The organism is Pseudothermotoga sp. U03pept, from assembly GCF_051235805.1.
GTDB lineage: Bacteria > Thermotogota > Thermotogae > Thermotogales > DSM-5069 > Pseudothermotoga_B.
The window spans coordinates 479,048-501,329 of record NZ_JBPNXV010000001.1 but is presented as its reverse complement, the minus strand read 5'-3'; the positions used below and the strand labels follow the sequence as shown (position 1 = coordinate 501,329).

22 protein-coding genes are annotated in these 22,282 nt (G+C 42.8%); 10 read left to right on the top strand and 12 right to left on the bottom strand.

Annotated features, from left to right (window positions below; translation table 11 throughout):
- Positions 1 to 5: 5 nt before the first annotated feature.
- Positions 6 to 1,166: a bifunctional L-alanine/L-glutamate racemase gene (gene aar / locus ACSFC1_RS02505; protein WP_435564550.1), complete on the top strand. Its 1,161-nt coding sequence runs from the start codon at positions 6 to 8 to the stop codon at positions 1,164 to 1,166.
- On the opposite strand, the gene ACSFC1_RS02500 is transcribed toward aar, so the two are convergent.
- The 6 genes from ACSFC1_RS02500 to ACSFC1_RS02475 all read right to left on the bottom strand — a co-directional run bounded on the left by ACSFC1_RS02500 (position 1,144) and on the right by ACSFC1_RS02475 (position 6,442).
- Complete coding sequence (locus ACSFC1_RS02500) at positions 1,144 to 1,800, bottom strand: FadR/GntR family transcriptional regulator (RefSeq protein ID WP_435564549.1); 657 nt, start codon at positions 1,798 to 1,800, stop codon at positions 1,144 to 1,146. The two genes, aar and ACSFC1_RS02500, sit on opposite strands and share 23 nt — an antisense overlap.
- Complete coding sequence (locus tag ACSFC1_RS02495; RefSeq protein ID WP_435564548.1) at positions 1,801 to 2,859, bottom strand: galactokinase; 1,059 nt, start codon at positions 2,857 to 2,859, stop codon at positions 1,801 to 1,803.
- The gene (gene galT, locus ACSFC1_RS02490) at positions 2,852 to 3,820 is read right to left on the bottom strand and encodes a galactose-1-phosphate uridylyltransferase (protein WP_435564547.1); all 969 of its coding nucleotides are present in this window, start codon (positions 3,818 to 3,820) and stop codon (positions 2,852 to 2,854) included. The genes ACSFC1_RS02495 and galT overlap by 8 nt, the downstream gene beginning before the upstream one ends.
- Before the next feature lie 5 nt (positions 3,821 to 3,825).
- The gene (locus ACSFC1_RS02485) at positions 3,826 to 4,929 is read right to left on the bottom strand and encodes a hypothetical protein (protein ID WP_435564546.1); all 1,104 of its coding nucleotides are present in this window, start codon (positions 4,927 to 4,929) and stop codon (positions 3,826 to 3,828) included.
- 75 nt (positions 4,930 to 5,004) lie between these two features.
- Positions 5,005 to 5,748, bottom strand: coding sequence for a protease complex subunit PrcB family protein (locus ACSFC1_RS02480; protein ID WP_435564545.1), 744 nt, complete (start codon positions 5,746 to 5,748; stop codon positions 5,005 to 5,007).
- 10 nt (positions 5,749 to 5,758) lie between these two features.
- Positions 5,759 to 6,442: a metal-dependent hydrolase gene (locus ACSFC1_RS02475; RefSeq protein ID WP_435564544.1), complete on the bottom strand. Its 684-nt coding sequence runs from the start codon at positions 6,440 to 6,442 to the stop codon at positions 5,759 to 5,761.
- 224 nt (positions 6,443 to 6,666) lie between these two features.
- Here ACSFC1_RS02475 and ACSFC1_RS02470 point away from each other — a divergent pair, with 224 nt between their 5' ends.
- Genes ACSFC1_RS02470 through ACSFC1_RS02460 form a run of 3 tightly spaced genes read left to right on the top strand, consistent with a single transcriptional unit; the run spans position 6,667 to position 10,530 of the window.
- Positions 6,667 to 8,463, top strand: coding sequence for an alpha/beta hydrolase family protein (locus ACSFC1_RS02470; RefSeq protein ID WP_435564543.1), 1,797 nt, complete (start codon positions 6,667 to 6,669; stop codon positions 8,461 to 8,463).
- Positions 8,464 to 8,476: 13 nt separating this feature from the next.
- The gene (gene glpK / locus ACSFC1_RS02465; protein ID WP_435564542.1) at positions 8,477 to 9,976 is read left to right on the top strand and encodes a glycerol kinase GlpK; all 1,500 of its coding nucleotides are present in this window, start codon (positions 8,477 to 8,479) and stop codon (positions 9,974 to 9,976) included.
- Entirely contained in the window at positions 9,973 to 10,530 is a 558-nt protein-coding gene (locus ACSFC1_RS02460) for a glycerol-3-phosphate responsive antiterminator (RefSeq protein ID WP_435564541.1), read from the top strand. Before glpK ends, ACSFC1_RS02460 begins: the two co-directional genes overlap by 4 nt.
- On the opposite strand, the gene ACSFC1_RS02455 is transcribed toward ACSFC1_RS02460, so the two are convergent.
- Genes ACSFC1_RS02455 through ACSFC1_RS02445 form a run of 3 tightly spaced genes read right to left on the bottom strand, consistent with a single transcriptional unit; the run spans position 10,507 to position 13,537 of the window.
- Positions 10,507 to 10,887, bottom strand: coding sequence for a DUF1667 domain-containing protein (locus ACSFC1_RS02455; protein WP_435564540.1), 381 nt, complete (start codon positions 10,885 to 10,887; stop codon positions 10,507 to 10,509). The genes ACSFC1_RS02460 and ACSFC1_RS02455 overlap by 24 nt on opposite strands.
- Positions 10,888 to 10,889: 2 nt before the next feature.
- Positions 10,890 to 12,101 (bottom strand): NAD(P)/FAD-dependent oxidoreductase, encoded by a 1,212-nt coding sequence (locus ACSFC1_RS02450; protein ID WP_435564539.1) that lies wholly within the window; start codon positions 12,099 to 12,101, stop codon positions 10,890 to 10,892.
- A complete protein-coding gene (locus ACSFC1_RS02445; protein ID WP_435564538.1) occupies positions 12,098 to 13,537 on the bottom strand; it encodes an NAD(P)/FAD-dependent oxidoreductase in 1,440 nt (479 codons plus the stop codon). The genes ACSFC1_RS02450 and ACSFC1_RS02445 overlap by 4 nt, the downstream gene beginning before the upstream one ends.
- 226 nt (positions 13,538 to 13,763) lie before the next feature.
- On the opposite strand from ACSFC1_RS02445, the gene panD reads away from it, so the two are divergent.
- From panD to argH, 6 genes are all read left to right on the top strand, one after another.
- Entirely contained in the window at positions 13,764 to 14,132 is a 369-nt protein-coding gene (gene panD, locus ACSFC1_RS02440) for an aspartate 1-decarboxylase (RefSeq protein ID WP_435564537.1), read from the top strand.
- A gap of 403 nt (positions 14,133 to 14,535) precedes the next feature.
- A complete protein-coding gene (locus ACSFC1_RS02435) occupies positions 14,536 to 15,780 on the top strand; it encodes an extracellular solute-binding protein (RefSeq protein WP_435564536.1) in 1,245 nt (414 codons plus the stop codon).
- A gap of 41 nt (positions 15,781 to 15,821) precedes the next feature.
- Positions 15,822 to 16,709, top strand: coding sequence for a carbohydrate ABC transporter permease (locus ACSFC1_RS02430; RefSeq protein ID WP_435564535.1), 888 nt, complete (start codon positions 15,822 to 15,824; stop codon positions 16,707 to 16,709).
- Between the two features lie 9 nt (positions 16,710 to 16,718).
- A complete protein-coding gene (locus ACSFC1_RS02425; RefSeq protein ID WP_435564534.1) occupies positions 16,719 to 17,540 on the top strand; it encodes a carbohydrate ABC transporter permease in 822 nt (273 codons plus the stop codon).
- Between the two features lie 5 nt (positions 17,541 to 17,545).
- Positions 17,546 to 18,421: an amidohydrolase family protein gene (locus ACSFC1_RS02420; RefSeq protein ID WP_435564533.1), complete on the top strand. Its 876-nt coding sequence runs from the start codon at positions 17,546 to 17,548 to the stop codon at positions 18,419 to 18,421.
- Complete coding sequence (gene argH / locus ACSFC1_RS02415; protein ID WP_435564532.1) at positions 18,418 to 19,857, top strand: argininosuccinate lyase; 1,440 nt, start codon at positions 18,418 to 18,420, stop codon at positions 19,855 to 19,857. The genes ACSFC1_RS02420 and argH overlap by 4 nt, the downstream gene beginning before the upstream one ends.
- Positions 19,858 to 19,913: 56 nt before the next feature.
- Here argH and ACSFC1_RS02410 read toward each other — a convergent pair whose 3' ends face one another.
- From ACSFC1_RS02410 to ACSFC1_RS02400, 3 genes are all read right to left on the bottom strand, one after another.
- On the bottom strand, positions 19,914 to 20,312 hold the full coding sequence (locus ACSFC1_RS02410; RefSeq protein ID WP_435564531.1) for a type II secretion system protein: 399 nt from the start codon (positions 20,310 to 20,312) through the stop codon (positions 19,914 to 19,916).
- 74 nt (positions 20,313 to 20,386) lie between these two features.
- Complete coding sequence (locus ACSFC1_RS02405) at positions 20,387 to 21,241, bottom strand: glucosaminidase domain-containing protein (protein ID WP_435564530.1); 855 nt, start codon at positions 21,239 to 21,241, stop codon at positions 20,387 to 20,389.
- Positions 21,242 to 21,264: 23 nt separating this feature from the next.
- The gene (locus ACSFC1_RS02400; RefSeq protein WP_435564529.1) at positions 21,265 to 22,269 is read right to left on the bottom strand and encodes a polysaccharide deacetylase family protein; all 1,005 of its coding nucleotides are present in this window, start codon (positions 22,267 to 22,269) and stop codon (positions 21,265 to 21,267) included.
- Positions 22,270 to 22,282: the final 13 nt, after the last annotated feature.

The window sequence follows — 22,282 nt, the reverse complement described above, 5'->3', positions numbered from 1 at the left end:
GAGTAATGAACATCACCGAAATACTTCACAGCTATGGAGAAGAAGGTTTTTCTTACAACCCGGTTAGTGTTCCAATATATGAAACATCAATCTTTTCTTTCAAGAGCTTTGAAGAATTTCAAAACTCACTGCTCAATGAATTCGAAGCACACCTTTACAGCAGAGGAAAAAACCCAACAGCAGAAGTGGTAGAAAAGAAGATCGCCGCACTCGAAAAAGCTGAAGATGCAAAGTTGTTTGCTTCTGGCATAGCTGCTGTTAGTGCAGCAACGATGGCTTTTTTGAAGAGTGGTGACCACGTGATTTGCGTGAAAGATGCCTACGGATGGACAAACAAACTCTTTTCACAGTACTTGAAAAGATTTGAAGTTGAAGTCACGTTTGTTGAAGGAACAAACCTGGAAGACTTCACAAGAAACACCAAGCCTAACACGAAACTTTTCTTTCTCGAGAGTCCCACGACCTTTACCTTTCAACTACAAGACCTCTCAGCTATAACAAAATTCGCAAAAGAAAACAGAATTAAAACTGTAATCGACAACACTTGGGCAACTCCACTCTATCAAAATCCTATTGAGCTGGGTGTAGATATCGTCGTTCACTCAGCGAGCAAGTATATAGGTGGACACAGCGATGTAGTCGCAGGTGTTGTGGTTGGAAAAAGTGAAGATATAAGACACATCTTCAACACGGAATTTATGAACATAGGTGCTACCATAGGGCCATTCGAATCTTGGCTGTTACTGCGTGGGCTTCGCACGATCCACGTGAGAATGAAAAAACATATGGAAAACACTCTGAAGGTCATCGAATACCTTCAGACAGTTCCCCAGGTAGATGAGATATACTATCCGTTTTACGCCAAACATCCACAGTACGAGCTTGCCAAAAAACAGATGAAGGGTGGAAGTGGGCTATTCAGCATAAAGCTCAAAGCACAAAGTTTACAGCAGATAGTAGCCTTCACCAATGCATTCAGAATCTTCAGAAGAGCTGTGAGCTGGGGAGGATACGAGAGCCTTGTCATACCATATGCTGCAACAAACAGAGATGGACTTACAGAGAAAAACAAAATCGTGAGACTTCACATTGGTTTAGAAGATCCTGAATTGCTCATCGAAGATTTACAGAGGGCTTTTGAGGCTATGAAGAAAGCAAAACTTTGATATCTGTCTCGATTATCATTCTCACCAAAGATCTTGCTTTGGAAACATCCTTCTGTACAATGGCATCGAGCAACTTTACATGGTAGGGCAGACTCGCCCTACCAAAGGTTCTTTCTACGAAAGGTGGATGCCATATCGCACTCAAGAGATCGTAGAAAGCCTCAAAAAAATTCAACAAAACCGTGTTGCCAGACAACTCAAAAAACTTCTTATGAAAGGTCATATCCTCGTCTGGATCTATCAAATTCAAATCTTTCAGGGTATTTGCAAGAGCCATAAGTTCTTCTTGCGAAGAGTTTTTAATAGTTAACTCCACTGCTAATTCTTCCATAACTCCTCTGACTCTCAAAAGATCGATTATGAAATCTCGTGATGGTGTGAATTTCACTGACAAGGAAACATCAAAGGAAAGCTCGTGTAGATCACTTGCCACAAAAATCCCCTTTGGCGCATCGACCTTCACTACACCTCTTTCTTCCAACTTCTTGATCGCCTCTCGAACGGTTGTTCGACTCACCTGAAAGATTTGAGCAAACTCTCTCTCTGATGGAAGTCTGTCTTGTGGTCTGAGCCCCATTCTCACGATGTATCTGATTATCTCGTTTTTCAACCAGTCTGAAGAGGTCTTTCTCATTCACATCACCATGTGTACGCCATCGTTGCTTTGAATTCTTATCAATGAAGGTCTTTTCTTGAAGTTCCTCAGATAACTTTCTTCAAGCCTTTCGAAGACACCCCCCAAATAACCCTTTCTGGCGAGCACCAAGATGCTCCCACCAAATCCTCCACCGACCATCCTCGCCCCGAGTATTCCGAGTTCTCCTTTCAAGAAACCAACTATAAAATCTGTTTCATCACAAGATACTTCATACAGATCTCTCAAACTCACATGTGATTCAAAGAGCAAAGACCCGAGCAAAGCAAATTCCGACCTTTTCAGCGCTCTGACGGCAAGAGAGACACGCTTGTTTTCATCAAGTACATGTCGTGCCCTCCTACGGAGGACATCATCAAGTTTCGGGAGATCTTCATATGTAACCTGCCTGAAAGAGCCTTTGCCAAGTTTATTCAGAACTGCTTCGCATTCCTCACGCCTTTTGTTGTATTCAGATGAAGAAAGTTCGTGTTTTGTGTTGGAATCGACCAAAGCCAATTCGAAATCTTTCAATTCCAACGGTACGTACTCATAATTCAATGTTGAAGTATCCAAGAAGATGGCGTGATCCTTCTTTCCAAAGACTGCCGTGAACTGATCCATCACTCCGCATCTGACCCCAACAAACTCTCTCTCAGCCTTCACGCCCACTTCGACTAATTTCATTTTGTCCAACTTCAAATTGAACACTTCATTCAGACCGTAAGCCAGTGCTATCTCTAAGGCTGCTGAGCTTGAAAGACCAGCCCCTATAGGAAGATTTGAAGAAACATTGACCTCAACGGGCTCAGTTTTGTAACCCAGTTTCTCTAAAGCCCATATCACTCCCATTAGGTAATCTGTCCATTTGCCAAGTCTCTCATACTTCTGCAGTCTAACTTGTTCTTTCATCTTTTCAGAGGTGAAGACATATTGACTACTTCGATTGATCTCAACTTCCACATACTTGTCGATGGCAAAGGGAAGGACGAACCCATCGTTGTAATCTGTGTGTTCACCGATGATGTTCACTCTACCTGGTGCTCTGAATTTAGGCATCGAACCCCTCCACTTCGATTTCTCTCAACATCTTTGCAGCTTGCTCGGGTACAACAGGGTTTATGAAGGTCCACGTACCTGTCTCGACACTCGCCATCCATTTGATTTTGTCTTTATCTCTTTTCGGTGGATTGAACTCAACATGAAAATGAAACAATTCATCATCTGCAGGGATATTGAAAGGTTTTTGGAAGAACATCATCATGTATGGAAACTCTTGATCAAAGAGCTTGTCGTATTTCGAGGTAATGACCTTCAAAACCTGTGCAAACTCGGTTCTTTCTTTTGCAGAAAATTCAAACAGAGCCGTAACGTGACGCTTCGGATAGACGTGTACCTCGAATGGAAAACGCGCATAGAATGGTACAAGTACTAAAAAGGAATCCGTTTCGTAAACAATCCTCTGTTGTTTTTGCAGTTCTTTCTCAACGATTTCGCATATGAGACAGTGATTTTTTTCTTTGTACCAGTTTTTCATCGCCTCAATCTTTGCCAAGATTCTCTTTGGAAGAAATGGAAAGGCGTATATCTGACCATGTGGATGAGGTAAACTTGCACCAACTTCCTTTCCTCTGTTCTCGAATATGAAGATGTACTTTACAAAGTCGTGTTTTGAGAGTTCAACGGTCCTATCTATCCACATTTCGATCAATTTTTCGATCTGTCTGATCGGCATACCCGGTAAGGCTGTATCGTGATCCTTGGTGTAGACTACAACTTCACAAACTCCGAAGGATCTCGCTTTCTGAAAAAAATCATCCTCTTCAGCGATCTTTGGAGGTTCTTTCTTGAGCGCAGGGAATCTGTTTTCAAAGCTGACAAGATCGTAATCTTCAGGCAGTTCGATCCCTCCAACACAGATCGGACAACTCTGCTGAGAAGGCTGTACAGGTCTTTTTTGAGTTTCCGCTGAAACTATTATCCATTCATCGGTCAACGGATTGTATCTGAGTTCAAGCAACTTTATCACCCTTCACTGTAGAAACTGAAAGATCTTCCGTCTTCACGAATCTTGACCTTCTTCACAAGGCGAACTGTTGGTTCAGATTCAACTTCAAGTAATTCGTTGCTCAAAATCAGTTTTCTGTAGATGTTGTCTCTGTCAAGATAAAAGATCTCAAAGGCGTTCTCAGAGATTCTCTTTATCGAAGAAAACCTTGCATAATCGACTTTTTCAAAGTTTCCATCGAAGATCACACCGATCTTCAAAGCACCACAGAGCTTTAGAAGCTTCTCATCAAAGGTGAGCAACTCCACATAAGGACGCACGGCACGGCAAATTGAACTGTAAGTGACAAACTCTCTGAGCTCAGCAGGTTTCTCAACAATCAAGCCATCAACCAGTCCAGCCGCGCTGAGAATCGACAAGCCTTTTGCAACAAGGACAGACCCTCCCAAGTTCTTTCTAACCTGTTCGACTAAAGATCTGCAGTCTCTTTCAAAAGAGACCACAAAGAATTCAAAGCCCATCTTTCGAAGTCTTTGAAGTTCTTGTAAGTCATATGAAATTGCAATACCTGGTACAAGACCTTTCCTTCTACAAATCTCCAAGAAGCTTTCTGCCATCTGTTGATCTTTCAAAACTACAACCAGAGACCTTTCCTTATCAATTTGATCTGCTTTATTCAGATCTACATAAACTCCCGCAAATGGCTCAGAGACAACCTTCACTTTGTTTTCCAAACCAACAAGCCTCAAATAGTTTTCGACCAGAAACTGTTCGGACTGACCCTTCAAAACAACAAAAGAATCAAGGTCAACACACTCTGAATCTCTTTCGTAAAGATCAATGTACCCAACATACTCATCTTCTTCTTTTTCAATTCTTACCTGTCCACTCTTCTGTGAGAGAAAACCTACAAGAGTGTTCTCGTTGAAGATGTAGATACCACCAAAAACTTTCATACCTGCTGAACTGATCCTGAAAGCCTCTACTGTTTGCGTATCACCACAAAGCCGGGCATCCACCTTCTTGCCAAAATCAATTTCCTGAACAGAAAGAAAAAGTTCATACAATTCCTTCTTCTGAAAGATCATTCCATCGAGAAAACTCAGTCCGTAGACCTGCACAATTCATCGCCTCTTCGACTAAAAACTCTACACTAACAATATATCGAAAGTTTTTAGCGTGTGTTTCAATAGCGATCAAAAAACCTCGAATTCTGCCAACAGGTTTATATCATCATTATCAAAGAGTGTACATATCACTTGGTACTTTCCTGGTTCAAAGGCTTCATTAATCTCAACGAGTACAGCTGGGTAGGTTATTGCCTGCGTTACTGGTGTGGAAGCAGACGGAGAGACAAGGTGTGCCTTAATCTGAAGAACTCTTCCAAGTATATCTACCGAGTCTACAACAACCTTATAACCACCTGTTTTTCTCATGCCGGCAGAGATCTTCACCAAAATCTTCTCGCCCGGTTTGAAAACAGCCGTTGGCTTGCCATCTTCATTCAACAGGGTCAGAGAGATCGAATCATCACCATGGGTTGTTTTAACAGTGTAACTGAGAGCCGTCAGCTTAATTTCGAACCCATTCACCAAGATCTTCGTGATCTCTTTTGGAAGAACAAAGAGATGTTGCATCATGTATGTGTAGATGCCGCTTTTCTTTGCCGGTAAGTCAACTTCATAGTTTATACCCGAACCAACGATCCTCACCTTGAATGGTTCAACGTCTCCGACTTGGATCGGTGAAAACAACCAACCTTTCAGAATAAGAACTATTTGCTCTGACTTTGAAAGAACTATATATTGAAAACTGGCAGACTTGGTGCCTACTGCTTGATACAGATTCTCAGGAAAAACAAACTCAACGGGTGTGTAATAGATCATGCCAGCCAAAAGACTCACTCCAAAGAAGAGCAACAAAAAGATGAGCACGCGCATATGACTCGCCTCACAGTTCGATTGTTTCTCCAGGTCTCATTATCTGACAGCTTACTTGGAGCTTTTCTACCTCTTCTTTGAATTTCTCTGGATCTGATTTGATCACTTCCCAAGTGTCGAAGTGTATTGGTACGACCAATTTTGGTTGTATCATCTTAACAGCCTCTACAGCATCCCAGAGATCCATGACGAAGTTGCCGCCTATCGGGATGAATGCAAGATCTACCCTTTCTTTCTGCAGTAATTCCATATCTTTTGTCAAACCCGTGTCTCCAGCGTGATAGACTTTCTTGCCTTCAGCTTCGATCAAGAAACCACAGGGATTACCTGCATAAACAGGAAGATCTTTTTCGATCAAGCTCGAACCATGCAGAGCTGGTGTCAACTTAACAGCTCCAAACTCAAAGACATACCTTCCTCCAATGTGCATCGGATGAGTTTGAATTCCATGTCTGGATATGTAGCTGCAAAGTTCGTAATTTGCAATAACCGTAGCTTTATCACTCTTTGCAATCTTTATCGTGTCTCCAAGATGATCTGCATGACCATGCGTGACTAAGATATAATGTATTCTTGGTAGATCTTCCAACTTAACAGGACAGCAAGGGTTTTCGCTTATGAATGGGTCGATTATCAGATTCTTTTCCTTGAGCTGTATGAGCACCGCCGAATGACCAAGGTAACGTACTTTCATTCTGACACCTCCCACCCTCTATTTTATATTTATTTTACACCAATCGTGCAGATAGGTTGTTCGTCACACAAATGATCTGTTGACATGGACTGAAACAATGGTATAATTCATTCGGAAAGCGAATATGCGCATAAATCTTTTGGTATGGTGGAGAATAGGAGAGGACCATATCTTTGTATGAGGTATGGTCCTTTATTTTTGCAGAATGCGAGGGAGGTGTATCTATGCGGAAGAGTCTCAGCTGGGTTATCTTCTCACTACTCATTGTTTTCATCGGCGCTCTGATTGCGTTCTTGGTACAAACTGACTTCGGAAGGGTTCAAGTCAAAGAACTGAGAATCGCAAGTAGTGACGGGAAAGTTCTCAGTGCATTGCTCTTTGTTCCAAAAGGTGTCAGTGCAGAGAAACCAGCTCCTGCTGTTCTGACGATGCACGGTTACATCAACTCAAGGGAAACACAAAGCGGTTTCAACATCGAATTTGCCAGGCGAGGTTATGTTGTGATGGCAATGGATATGGCTGGTCACGGCTACTCCGAACAAATCAAAGGTGGCCTTGCAAATCCAGCTCGCGGTGCGGCAGATGGATTGCTCTATCTGGCAAGTTTACCGTTTGTCGATAAAAAGAACATAGCTGTTGAAGGGCACTCAATGGGTGGTTGGTCTGTTTTAAGTGCTGCAGGAAAGTATCCTGATCTTGTGAGAACAGTAATTCTGGAAGGTTCATCATCTGAAACCTACGGTTCACCGAAGGTCACTGCTGAAACACCGTTCAACTTTGCAGTCGTTTTTAGCAAATACGATGAGTTCAGCAGACTCATGTGGGGAGTGGAAATTCCATCGGACATAGTTAAAACGCAGAAGCTGAAGACAGCCTTTGGTACCGACGAGGACGTGATTCCAAAGAAACTCTATGGTTCTTTCGAAAACGAAACAGCCAGAAAACTCTACATCCCGAACTGTACACACCCAGGAGATCACCTGTCGAAGGAAGCAATCGGCTACGCAATAGAGTTCCTGCAAGAGTCGATAACTCCACCCAAGTTCATCGATCCCAACAATCAAATCTGGCAATGGAAAGAATTTGGAACTCTCTTAGCACTCATAGGCGGTATCATCTTCATGCTCAGCTATGGATATTATTTGCTGAACAGTGGTTACTTTTCCAGTTTGAAAGGAAAACCCGCTGGTTTTCAAAAAACAACCAAGCCTTTGAGCATCATCGTATGGCTGATTGGCTTTGCATTGGTGACAGCGATCCCAGCCTTCACCTTTTTCAAGTTTCAACAACCTGGAGGAAAGACCCCTGTACCAAACGCATTCTGGCCACAGAGTTTAACGATAGGCTTTGCCAGATGGGCAGCCTTCAACTCTCTCATTGCAATTGGTTTGTTCATCGTCTGGCACTTTGTCTACCACCGCAGAATTGGCGGAAATCTCGTAACTTATGGACTTGCAACAAACTCTGAAAAACCCAGATTTTCTCTAAAACAGTTGTGGAAGGCATTTGCACTCGCAGTTTGTGTTGTTTTTGCAACTCATATTGTTCTTTCAATAGTTCAGTGGGCTTTCAAAGTAGATTTCAGATGGTGGGTTCTGGCTCTGAAACCAATGGATATAGCAAGATTTTGGATATTCATAAAATTCTTGCCTCCATTTGCCTTGTTTGCGTTTGTGAACGCGCTCGTGCTCAACGGACAGCTCAAAGCGATAGAGTTAAAGAACGAGGCGCAAACAACAGCAATATGGATGATCAGCTCAGCTCTTGCAAACTGTCTTGGTATATCCATACTCGTGATGCTTCAAGTTGGAAAACTTTTCTCAACTCAGACACTCTTTTTCCCAACACAGTCATTACTCGGCATAGTTGCATATCAATTTGTCTTTTTGACTGCCGTTGTGGGAACTGTTTCTTCCTTTTTCTATCGCAGAACTGGTAGCATATATGTAGGAGCCTTTGTCAATGCATTGTTTGTAACTTGGTACATCGTAGCAGGCCAAGCGATACAATTTGTCGCATAAGGAGGTATTGAAGGTGGCTGGGAGGTATCTTCTTGCACTCGATCAAGGGACGACCAGTTCAAGGGCTATAATTTTTGATCATAACGGCAAAGTCGTTCACATGGTAAATCAAGAATTTCCCCAAATATACCCAAGAGCTGGATGGGTGGAACATGATCCAATGGATATCCTTGAATCACAGATAAGTGTTGCAAGAAAAGCTCTGAGAAACGCAGGAATAGAACCAGAACAGATCGCTGCAATAGGAGTTACCAACCAGAGAGAAACAACGATACTGTGGGACAGAAAGACAACTAAACCTGTTCACAACGCAATAGTCTGGCAGTGCAGGAGGACTGCAAATATCTGTGATGAGCTCAAGAACAAAGGCTATGCTCAAAAGATAAAGGAAAAGACAGGTCTTGTTATCGATGCTTACTTCTCAGCCACCAAGTTGAAATGGCTTTTGGACAACGTAGAAGGAGCAAGAGAGAAGGCAAAAAAGGGTGAACTGCTCTTCGGTAACGTTGATACCTGGCTCATATGGAATTTAACGGGCGGAAAGGTTCACGTGACAGATTACTCGAATGCATCGAGAACGATGCTTTTCAACATACACACGTTGAGCTGGGATGAAGAACTGCTTGAACTCTTTGACATACCAAAGGCTGTGCTTCCCGAAGTGAAACCATCGAGTTTTGTCTATGGCTACACAGCCGAAGAAATCTTTGGAAAAAAGATCCCAATCTCTGGCGATGCAGGTGATCAACAAGCTGCATTATTTGGACAAGTGTGCTGTGAGCCAGGTATGGTGAAGAATACCTATGGCACAGGTTGCTTCATACTCATGAACACAGGAGAAAAGCCTATAGACTCCCATTCGGGGCTTTTGACGACCATTGCTTGGGGTTTGAAAGAAAAGAAGGTCTGTTACGCACTTGAAGGTAGTGTCTTCGTTGCAGGTGCAGCAGTCCAGTGGCTCAGAGATGGCATAAAGCTGATTGAGAAAGCCTCTGACACGGAATACCTCGCTTCGAGTGTACCTGACTCCAACGGTGTGTATTTCGTGCCAGCCTTCGTAGGACTTGGAGCGCCTTACTGGGATATGTACGCACGTGGAACGATCGTTGGCATAACAAGAGGCACTTTGAAAGAACACATAGTGAGAGCAACCCTTGAAGCCATAGCTTATCAAACCAGGGATGTCGTAGACGTCATGTCGAGTGAGTCAAAGATAAAGCTCCGTTCACTCAGAGTCGACGGCGGTGCATCTGTGAACAACTTTTTGATGCAGTTTCAATCAGATATCTTGGGAGTACCTGTCGAAAGACCTGAGGTGAACGAGACCACGGCACTCGGTGCAGCGTACCTTGCAGGGCTTGCAACCGGGTATTGGAAAGATCATGAAGAGATCAAAAGACAGTGGCAGATCGATAGGAGATTCGAACCAAAGATGAACCAGGACGAAAGGGAGAAACTGTACTCAGGTTGGAAAAGAGCTGTCAAGAGAGCCACCAAGTGGGTGGAAGAATGACGAACTACTTTGTCTTTCCAATAGTTCCGGCAATAAGGGAAGATTCTCAGATACAAAGGGCTCTGACGAGCAAAGCGAGTTCTGTTTTCTTGCTCACGGGAGATATCATGGAACTGAGCCAAGTCATACAACTTTTTCACAGCAGTGGTAAGTATGTTTTCGTGCACATCGACTTGGTCAAAGGTCTTGGAAAAGACGAAGCGGCACTCAAATTTTTGAAAGTACAACTCAAGGCAGATGGCGTCATAACAACTAAGGGTAACCTGGTGAGCTACGCAAAAAAGATCAATTTGGTTCCAATTCAGAGGATCTTTCTGATCGACTCGCAATCACTTGTCACTGGCATCCAGCAAGCAAAGTCGCACAGTCCTGACTATGTGGAAGTTTTGCCAGGTCTCTTGCCCGATCTCATAAAACAGATCAAGGACGAAACAGGGATACCACTCATCACAGGTGGACTGGTCAAGACGATCGGTCAAATCAGAGAGGCGCTGGACAAAGGGGCAACTGCCGTCTCGACCAGCCAAGAATCACTTTGGAGCATTGCAATTTGAGTCTTTTAGAACCGTTCTCGTTGCAACAACATCAACGCCGGTGTCGAAGACATTATTTAGAATGACGTCCCCGACCCTTACGGGGGCGTTTATTTTTATTTCCTTGAGTTTTTTCATCAACTGTGGAATGTATTTCTTTGGTATGGGTGCAGATGTCTTGACTGAAACAAGTTCGTACTTTCCTCCGACAACCTTCACACTCGTTGGTACAACCCTTTTTGGTTCTCTCAGTTCATCTTCAAGATAAGAAAGCCCTCTTGGGCATCTATTTCCCTCAACTTTGGCTATCTTCCCATCTACCAATTCGAATCTTATCTTGCATCCAACAGGACATTGCACGCAGACGACTCTGTCCATCTTCATTCCTCCTTGAGCGAAACTGTTATTTTCTGGGCAGCTGTTAACTTACCTTGTGGTATCTTAACTCTGATCATCTCGCTCGGCATAACGTCCTCAAATTTCTTTTCGAAACCATTCACGATCAAAGTTGCCTTTTCCATTGGTTTTTTACTCCTCAGATATAAAACTAAATCTTCTCCAGTTACATATCTTCTTGGGAAAACTATGCCAACGTTTTCTCCTGTTTCTATAGGTGTGCCTTTATCAAAACTCTCGCCTTTAGCATATAAGGCCGCATATTTTCCAGCTTTTTCACCTTCCATTGTTACGTAATCAACAAGATCGTAGATAACATTACAGTTACCTGCAGAGAAAATCCACTCGTTAGAGCTCTGTCCTATGTTGGAAGAGGAAACACCCTTTGAAACAGGATCAAATTCAACCAGACCTTGGAGCAACTCAACCTGCGGTATCAAACCGACTGAAAGAACGAGTGTGTCAACTTTGAAGATCTTCTCAGTACCAGGCACCGGTTTGTAATTTTGATCTACCTGTGCTACAACAACTTCTTCAAGTCTATCTTTCCCTCTCACTTCGACAACTGTGCTCGAGAGGTACAAAGGTATGTTGTAGTCTTCAAGACACTGAATCACATTTCTCAAAAGTCCGCCTGAATAAGGTAGCCTTTCTACCACTGCAACAACCTCGACACCCTCGAGCGTTAGCCTCCGCGCCATGATCATACCAATATCGCCAGAACCAAGTATCAAAGCCCTTTTTCCAATAAGTCTGTTCTCTATGTTCATGTACTTTTGAGCAACACCAGCTGTGAAGATCCCAGAAGGTCTATCTCCAGGAATCATAAGAGCTCCAAAAGGTCTTTCTCTCGCACCAGCAGTGTAAACAACAGCCTTCGTTTCAAGTTCAAAGACACCCTTTGGAGAAACCAATATGGCTCTTTTGTCTGGATTTACCTTATGAACATGACAATCAGTCAAAAGATCTATTTCAAAATTACTGAGTAACGTCGAGAACCTCTCCGCGTATTCAGGACCGGTCAATTCTTGCTTGAAATAATGAAGCCCGAAACCGTTGTGTATGCACTGATTGAGAATCCCACCGGTTCTTTCATCTCTATCAACAAGGGTAACCTTTACTCCACTCTTCGCCGCGCTCAAGGCTGCAGCCATTCCAGCGGCACCAGCACCTATTACAAGGACATCGGTTTTCATTCTCTCACCTTCCCATCAACGATCCAACTTCCAGGTGATTTGAGAACAACCTCAGACATGTCTTTGCCAAGTTCCCTCTCTAAGATCCTCATGATCTTTATCGAACAAAAACCTCCTTGACACCGACCAAACATCGCCCTTGTTCTGAACTTGACACCGTCGAGTGTCCTCGCACCTCTTCTTATAGCCTCGATTATCTCTGCCTCTGTTACTTCGTTGCAGTAACAGATCAGTCTGCCAGCGGCAGGATCTTTCTTCACGATTTCCTGCCACTCTTGCAACGACAGCTCAACCATCTTCTTTATACCCTTCCTGAATGGATTGAAATTCCTTTTGGTTGTCAACTGAAATCTGAGTTCTTCTTGAATAATGTTTTCAACAAGATGCTGAGCGATCGCTGGTGCTGCTGTCAGTCCTGGTGATCTCATCGCCATTAGGTTCACAAAATTCTTCACTTCTTTGCTTGCACCGATGAAGAAATCTTTCTGGGGACTCTCAGGTCTTAAACCACAGAAGGTCTTAACGGTCTGAGAAAGATCGAGCGAAGGGACGAGATTTCTTGTGAAATTCTTTATTTGTTCTAAACCTTCCTGTGTCGTTTGGAAATCCTCTTTCATCTCGGCTGGTAAATCAACAGCCGTTGGACCAAGCAGCAAACCACCGTCTATCGTGGGCAAAACGAGTATTCCTTTTGATGTCTTAGTCGGCGTTGGAAAGATAACTGAGCTAACAGTTGAACCGACTTTTTTGTCCAAGAGTATGTACTCACCACGGCGTGGATGTAGAGGTACATACTCTGCACCGGCAAGTATTGCTATCTTGTCTGCAAAAAGACCAGCTGCATTAACAACCAGATCTGCTTCGTATGAATTCTTGTTAGTGATCACCTTAGTGATCTTGTTATTGTTCTTTTCAAAACCTATAACTTCTTCGTTCAAGACGAGTTTTGTCCCGTTAGCTAAGGCATTTTCTACAGCGGCTATCGCAACCATCCAAGGCTCTGTTATACCCGCTGTGGGTGCCCAGAGACCACAAATCACATCTCTGTTGAGATTGGGTTCTTTCTCAAGCAAAGTTTTTCTATCGTGAATCTCTAAACCAGGTACTTTGTTCATCAATCCCTGTCTGTAAAGTTCCTCTACAGTTTTTGATTCCTCGTTGTTTAAAGCGATGACATATGAACCAATCCTCTTTATTTCAAAATCGAGTTCCTCAGAGAGTTGAGTGTACAGCTCGTTACCTCTTGCACAGAACATGGCACGTGCTGATCCAATTGGATCATCGTAGCCTGCATGCAGTATTGCTGAGTTTGCCTTAGTGACTCCCCAACCTATGTCGAGGTTTTTCTCAATTATGGTTAGATCAAGATCGTATTTGCTCAGCTCTCTTGCGGCTAAGCTGCCAACAACTCCTGCACCGATCACGACAACTTTCATTCAAACACCTCCAAAGAAAAAAGCCACACCCCAAAAGGGATGTGGCTTTCTCCAGGGCTCTGACCACACCAGTATTATTTTATCACAAAAGATTGCTCGATCAACACATAAAAGATGAATGAAATCACACTTTCAGATAAAAACTGATGAAGAAATAATTTAGCAGACGCAAACAAATCTTTCTAATGATCTATCCACTGATATAATAAGAATCGGAGGGATTGATGTGATGCGTATAATGCTCAAATCGAAGTTACATATGGCAACGGTGACAGACAAGAACATTGCCTATGAAGGTAGTATAGAGATAGATGAAGAGCTCATGAAAGCCGTTGATCTGAAAGAAAACGAACAGGTACTGGTTGCAGATGTGAACAACGGTGAAAGATTTGAAACTTACGTGATCACGGGTAAGCCAAAGAGCGGAACGATTGCACTGAATGGCGCCGCTGCAAGGCTCGTTGAAAAAGGTGACAAGGTTATAATAATGAGCTTCGGTCTCTTTGAAGATAGTGAGTACAAGGGTCCCAAGGTGGCAATACTCGGTGAAAGCAACCAGATTCTTCAGATGAAAGGTGAATCAGGTTGCTGTTGAAGAAGGCAATCTACTCAGTCAAGATTCATCATTGATGTTAACTGAGCGTTGTCTACCTTGAAAGATCGAGATAGACCGAGAAAGCAGAAGAAAAATAGAAATCTGCGTACTTTCCTACACATTGTGAGTATTTAAGCCCACTTTTTAGTTCTTGCGGTCCACAGAGGGTGTAGAATAGATTTGACATTCTCTCATATCTTAGCTACTATCTATATTAGTAAACTCGCTTAACTAACCGGTGCTTGTTGTTGAACATCCAGATCATTTCAGCCCGAAAGCGCTTAGAGTGCTTTTGCCTTTGAGTACTGAGAATGGTAGGAAAGCTTGGTTTCCAAGGAGGTGATGAGACACACCTCAATCTTTGTGTAATTCAAAAATCTTCTAACCTTAAGGAGGTGGCTTTATGAAGAGGTATTTGATGGTTTTTCTGACAGTCTTATTACTCCTATCGGTAATGACTTTTGGTAAGGTAAAAATCGTCTATTGGCAGTATTATTTTGAGACAAAGGTAAAGGCTATCGACGAGATCATCAAAGAATTTCAAAAACTCTATCCAGACATTGAAGTCGAGCATGTAACCTTTCCCTACGAATCCTTCAACGAGAAGGTAGCGGCATCTGTTCCCGCTGGAACAGGACCTGATATTGTCAATCTGTACTATGGGTGGATACCGAAATACGTTACATCAGGTTATCTACAACCTCTGCCTGAAAGTGAATTTTCTGAAGAGTATCTGAACAAAAACTTCTTCGCGTTTGTCGCAAAAGGTGTCGAGTTCATGGGTAAGCGTTATGCGCTGCCAATAGCTGTGCGAAGTCTGGCGCTGTTCTGGAACAAAGATCTCTTCAAAGAAGCGAAGCTTGATCCGGAAAGACCACCGAGAACCTTGCAAGAACTGGTAGAGATGGCAAAGAAGCTCACAAAGTACGACAAACAAGGGAACATAGTTCAAGCTGGTATGGCAACCCAACCATCTGGACAGGGACACCACTGGATAAGAGAGGTACTAACCAGACAGTTTGGTGGCGCACCTTACAACGAAGATTACACAAAGGTGACCTATCAAGATGTACCGGGAGCTCTGAAATTTTACACAGATCTGATAACCGTTCACAAAGTTGGGTACCCTGGCTTCATGAACGATGATATAACTGCCTTTACATCACAGGCTGCAGCAATGAACATCGATGGATCTTTCAGAATCGCAGCACTCAAGAAGGCAGGTATAAACTTCGGTGTTGCTGAACTGCCTGAATACAACGGGATTAAATCGAATTTTGCTTCTTTCTGGGCTAATGGAATCACGAAAAACTGTACAGGAGAAAAATTGGATGCTGCGATCAAGTTCCTAAAATTCCTTTCAAGCGAAAAGGTGATGGAGCTCTGGCTCGAGAAAGTTGGAGAACTGCCAGCAAATCCAGCCGTCGCTCAAAAGTACTACAACGATCCAATATACGGTCCGTTCCTTAAAGGACTTGAATATGCACACGCAACCATGTTCGTGGATGAAACAGCACAAAGGCAGGTCATGATGGATGCGGTCGACAGAGTCTGGTTGAAGGGAATATCACCTGAACAGTCCTTCAAAGAAGCGGCGCAGACTGAACAAGCCATTTTAGACAAATTCTGGAATTCATTAGGCAAATGAAATATGGGCGCGACTTTGTCGCGCCCATTTGAGGTGAGAACATGAAGCTGAGACACAAGAAAACCTTGACAGCATACCTGTTCCTCTTGGTACCGCTTACATTCTTTGCTTTCATACGTTTTTATCCAATGATATCTGCTTTCTATATAAGCTTCACTGATTGGAACATAATATCGCCTGTTAAGAACTTCGTTGGTTTTTCAAATTATGTGAACATATTCAAAGACCCAGTTTTCAGAATCAGTCTGTTCAATACGTTGAAGTATGTTGTTTATGGTGTGCCGAGTGTGATTATCATCTCATTAGCACTTGCCCTTCTGCTGAACAACATAACCAGATTTCAAGGCGTTTACAGACTGATCTACGTCATGCCTTACATCACACCACTCGTTGCCACAAGCTGGGTTTGGCGTTGGATGTATCAAAAACCGCCTACTGGCGTAATAAACAACTTTCTCAACTTCCTTGGTTTATCGACCAGAAGTTTTTTGATGAGTACGACTGAAGCTTTGCCATCGATAGTTGCAACGACTGTCTGGATTGAGGTCGGTTACTGTGTGATCATCTTTCTTGCAGGACTTCAAAACATACCAAAGGAATACTTGGAGGCTGCAAGGGTCGATGGTGCAAACCGAAGACAACTGCTCTTGAAGATAACTATTCCTCTGCTGAACCCGGTGATAGTTTTCCTCTCTGTGATGGAGACAATAATCTTTTTGAGAATATTCACCCAGGTGTACAACATGAGTGATCAAGGTTCTGGAGGTCCGCTGAACTCCACTAAACCACTGGTGCTCTACATATACCAAAAGGCATTCAAGTCCTTCGACATGGGCACAGCCACAGCCGCAACCGTTGTACTCTTTCTGATAATACTCATGATCACCATATTGCAGCTCAAAGTGCTGAACAAAAAAGTCCAGTACTGAGGTGATGAGATGACCAGGTCAGACAAGATCGTTAAGGTAATAAGCTACATCGTTTTGACTGCTCTCATAATAGTTATGGTCTTTCCATTTTTCTGGATGGTTCTATCCTCTTTGAAACCATTCAGAGAAATATACAGACCATATTTGTTTCCAAAGAACCCCACCTTAGATAACTACAAACAGATAATGAGTTCTTCACTCTTTCCAAACTGGTTTTTGAACAGTCTACTCGTTGCTCTCTCGACCACCTTTTCTGTGTTATTCTTCGATTCACTGGTTGGGTACACCATTGCGAAATATCGCTTTCCGGGGAGGAATATAATATTCATCTTCATCTTGAGTACTTTGATGATTCCCACAGAGATGCTGATAATACCATGGTATGTTATGTCTTCCAGGCTTGGATGGACAGACACATATTGGGGCGTTATGTTCCCTGGTATGATAACTGCCTTTGGAATCTTTCTGATGAGACAGTTCATGGAAACGATACCAGATGATCTCTTAGATGCAGCAAGAATCGATGGCGTTTCCGAGTTTGGAATATTCTGGAAAGTAGCCTTACCACTCGTTAAACCTGCCTTAGCTTCATTAGCGATTCTGAACTTCATAGGCAACTGGAACGCTTTCCTCTGGCCATTGATAGTCTCTTCAAAGCCCAAGATGTACACCTTGCCTGTGGGATTGGCTTACTTTTCAAGTGAGAATTTGATGCACTGGGAACTGATAATGACTGGAGCAACTATTTCAACAATCCCGTTGATAATCGTCTTTTTGATCTTCCAAAAACAGATCATCAGAGGAATAATGCTCTCAGGATTGAAAGGATGATCTTGATGAGATTGATAGACTCGCATGTTCACTTTCCTGTTGGTCTTGTAGCAGAATCAGAAGACGATCCATGGCTGAAAAAAGAAAAAGAGCGATGGCTGCAGGCGTGGAACTTTCCAAAGCCAGTGCCAATCGATGACTTTGATGAACTTTCTATGCTCTGGTACAAAGAGGCAGAAGATCAAAACATAGACAAGATCGTCTTTGTGACAGCCAAAGGCAACGAGAATATGTTAAAGCTTGTTCTGTCTCACCCAGACAGATTCATCGGATATGCACATCACGATCCATCTGCCAAAGATGCAGCACAAGAACTCGAAGATTGCATCAAGAAAGGGCTCAAGGGATACAAAATACTCGGACCAAAGGTCAGCATACCTCTGAATGACAGATCGCTTTACCCAGTTTGGGAGGTTGCAAATGCCTATGAGATACCGGTGCTGATACACTTTGGTATCATGGGTGCTGCGGGAGGTATCGCGCATCATGTGAACATAAATCCTTTGATAATTCACGATGTGGCAAAACAATTCAAGAAGATAAAATTCATCATCCCACATTTTGGCTGTGGATATCTCTTTGAAACACTGAATCTCTCTTGGGCTTGTCCAAATGTTTATGTTGATACAAGCGGTTCAAACCAGTGGATGAGGTGGATGCCGTACGAGGTGAACTTACAAACGCTCTTTAGAAAATACAGAGAAACGATCGGTGCAGAAAGAATCATATTTGGTACAGATTCAAGTTGGTTCCCACGAGGCTTTTGCAAGCCATATCTGGACGAACAGCTTCGAAGTATGGTCTACGTTGGGTACAGTGAAGATGAGATAGACCGTGTTCTTTACAAAAACATCGCTGTACTGTTGGGGCTGGTAGGATGAACTTCTCTCATTTGTATAAACAAATTGTACTTGATAGTTCCTTCAAGAACTGGAAAAGACTTGCCAAGTACTTTACACAGATCAACAAAGCACATCTGCTCATGCTGACAAAAAGACAGATACTTTCGAAGGAACTCTCTTCACAGATAGCACGCGGTTTGAAGCAGATAGAAAATGAAAAAATACAGAACAAACTGCCAGAGCAAGTGGAAGATCTGGTGATGCTGATTGAAAAAGGCTTATCTGAAAAGATCGGCATTGAGAATGCCGGCTTTCTCCATCTGGCAAGGAGCAGAAATGATATAGACGCAACTGTCTTTAGAATGTGTGTTCGCGATGAGCTCATAGATCTATCAGAGCACCTGATCGATCTGATAGACACAGTGATTGAAAAGGCAAAGACCGATCTGAAGACCCTCGTACTGCTCTACACACATGGACAACCTGCCCAAGTATCAACTCTTGCACATTATTTGATGGCTTTTGTGTTTGATCTCTTGGAAGATTTGAACAACCTTTTTGCGTCTTTGCAGCTGGTGAATATCTGCCCGATGGGAGCAGGTGCAATAACTACCACAGGTTTTAGCATCGATCGAAATATCGTGAGTGAGTATCTTGGCTTTTCAAAACCTGTTGAAAACTCTTACAGAGCAATTGTGACCTCACACTGGATTGTCCATCCTTCCTCGTCTTTGAAGAATCTGATGAACGACCTGACCAGGATCGTTCAAGATTTTATTCACAAAGCTTCTTGTGAGGTCGGTATCTTCCAGTTTCCAGACGATCTTGTCCAAATAAGCAGCATAATGCCTCAGAAGAGAAACCCGGTGATCCTCGAACATCTCAGAATAAGGGCAAATATCGCTTATGGAATCTTCGAATCGATCGAAAGAGTTTTTGTCAACACACCATACCAAGACATCAACGAAAATGGGGATTTCGTTCTGTTTAGATTTATCGAAGGTGTAGAAATAGCTGAAGAATCTTTGAAGCTTGCAAAGGAAAGTATAAGTAAGGTCAGTGTTGATCAAGAGAGGGTCAAAGAGCTTGCACTGAAAACAGGCGCAACGACAACAGAGCTTGCAGACGAGCTGGTGAGAAGATTTGCTGTTAGTTTTCGTCAAGCACATTCTGTAGTCTCACAGTACGTTAGATCTAATATGAACTACGAGATTCTCTGTGAGAGCTTCGAGCGCCTGTGCGGTCAAAGAATGACCTTGACGCAAGAAGAAGTGAACAAGATACTTTCACCCGAAAACTTTGTGAAGGTACGAAAGGTATCAGGAGGACCAGACGAGAAAAGAGTCTTAGAGATGATACAAACGGCAGAAGAATCAAAAGCACTGCTTTGTGAAAAAATCAAGCAAAGTGAAAAACAAATCGCTGAATCTTTCAAAGCTCTTGAAGATCACTTCAGAAGATACTTTGAACTGTGACCTACCAGTCAAAGCAAAAACCCCAGCGGGCATAAGCCCGCTGGGAACCTTAGTAATTACCACCACTTGCGGAATTTGAGCTCCAGCTTCAAGTTTCCACTGTTACCAGTTATTTCACTGTAAACCTGTTTTACTTTGGTCGCGTCAACTGCTCCTGTAAAACTAATCGTCACGGTTGCCTCATCATCTGTAAAAGTGCCCGACTCTAATCCAAACCCAGATGGCACCGAATTCAGGTATCCTGAGGTTACAAGTGTGTTCGTAGAGTCCGGGAGATTTCTTTCAATATTCACATAACTTTCAACAGCGCTCTTGATGTTTCTGAAATTCGATGCAACCTGTGTTGCCTTTGCCTGAGCGACGGCATTCAATGCGATAGGAGTTACAATAGCCATCAAGGCGGCGATAACTGCCAGAACGATTAACAGTTCGATCAATGTGAAACCTTTCCTCATAACGATCCCTCCTCTGTAAAAAGTATTATACACCTGTTTCTGAAAAATGAACATCTGACTTTGTTTTGTCTCGATTATTGCACGATCTTTGAGCTTGTTATCAATGCCAAGTGCAGTGGTAAAGGCTTGTGTTCTCTGAGCTGTGCAAATTGATTTTTTGAAATGATAATCGCAATTTCTTGGATATACTTTTCACGTCTCTCTGAATAGTAAAGCAGTCCGGCTTCGATTGGTTTGTTGATTTTCCCGGCTCTGATAGCCCTGAACTCTTTGTAGAAAGGCGATACATTCAAGTTATAAGCATAACTTCTGACAGAACTCAGGAGATCTGGAAATCTGCAAAGCTCGTAGATCTCACCATCAGGCCTTTCTCTTGGCACGATTCCATTTCCGGGGCTAAAGGTCCACTCACCAAAGATGTTGTTTGCCTCGATCGCAAATCTTGAACTTCCCCAAGCAGATTCGATCGCCGCTTGAGCTAACGCAACCTCTACAGGTATGGTGTCCACCTTTTCAAGTAGCTCCTGTTTTGTCTTTGCTCGGTATTTCTTCAAGTATGGTTCTAACTCCTGACTGTTGCTCGGCAGGCTGATGATCCTTTCCCTTTCTTGTGCAATTTCCTCGTTCACCATTAATATTATCGGCAACATCATCTTGACGAACAGTTCTTTTTTCATCTCAACATCTCTTATCTGTGCCATGTCTTGAGGCAATCTTTTTAAGATAACTGCCGGCACAGTCTTGGAACTCAGTTCGTAACCTATCTTTTCAAAGAACTCGACAACTTCCGTGTAGCTGCTAAATTCCACCTCGACAATTCTTGCCTCTTCTGGCACCGAATCTGTGAAAAACTCAAACTGCTCAAGAGTAAACTTGCAAGTGCTCGCAAACAGTGCAACAAAAACAAAAACAGTTACGATCTTTTTCAAGTGAACCACCTCTGTGTACAGATTCATTCACCCTGTGCGTAGAAAAGAAGATAATACCTTAGGTATTCTTTCTGTGTGTCGCGCGCGCTGATCATCAATCTGTTGTACTTCTTTGTCAGTTTTGTCGTACCAGAAATGATATCTCCATTCAGATCGCTTTTGATCAAACCTTTCTCTGACACGTACAGGGTTGCGTACCTCACCTCCTTCGGGACGAGTATCCTCAGATTTACAGTTAGTATATCATTTTGAAGTGAAAATGGTGTTCCTTCAGCAATCAGAGGCTCTCTGGATAGAATGTATCTGAGATGCTTCTCACTTGCCCAATCGTCTATAAGTGGCTCTCTTGGGATCTCAAATGCACCATAAGCTCTGTCGTAAGGACCAGGGTCTTGGGTAAAGCCAAGAACAAGGTTTTCTTCTTTTAGAACGTCTATCATCTGTGGTATGTAATGTCCATACGGATATGCGTAGTATCTCAAAGTAACATTAGTTTTTTCTTTGAACAACTGCTGTGATTTTCGAAGATCTCGCCTGAAGTATTCCAAAAGCTCTTTCTCTTCCATCTTTGAAAGAAGCATTGGAAAATCAGAATGGCTGAAAGAATGGTTGGCAAACTCAACACCGTCTTTGATCATCTCGTTTATCATTTCCCAGTTTAAGTAGTCTGGATAACCAACAGCACCAACCTGTACAAAAACACAAAAAGGAACGTTGTGTTTCTTGAACACACGGTAAGCATGATCGTAAACTGAGCGATAGCCATCGTCTACTGTAAAAACAACGGCATCCTTTGTGCTATTCTTTCTACGATAGACATAATCTTCCAAATCTTTCATAGTCCATATATCAAAACCAAGTTCTTTGACAGTTCTGATATGATTCTCGAGTTCATTGATCCACGTGTTCGTCGAAGGATACCTTGCATCCTCAAAACGGTGGTACAAAAAGATGACCACCTTTGCGTTCACAATGACGGAAAGTGTTAACATCAAAAAGAGACCAAGTAGCAGTATTATTCTTTTCATAGCATTTATTATA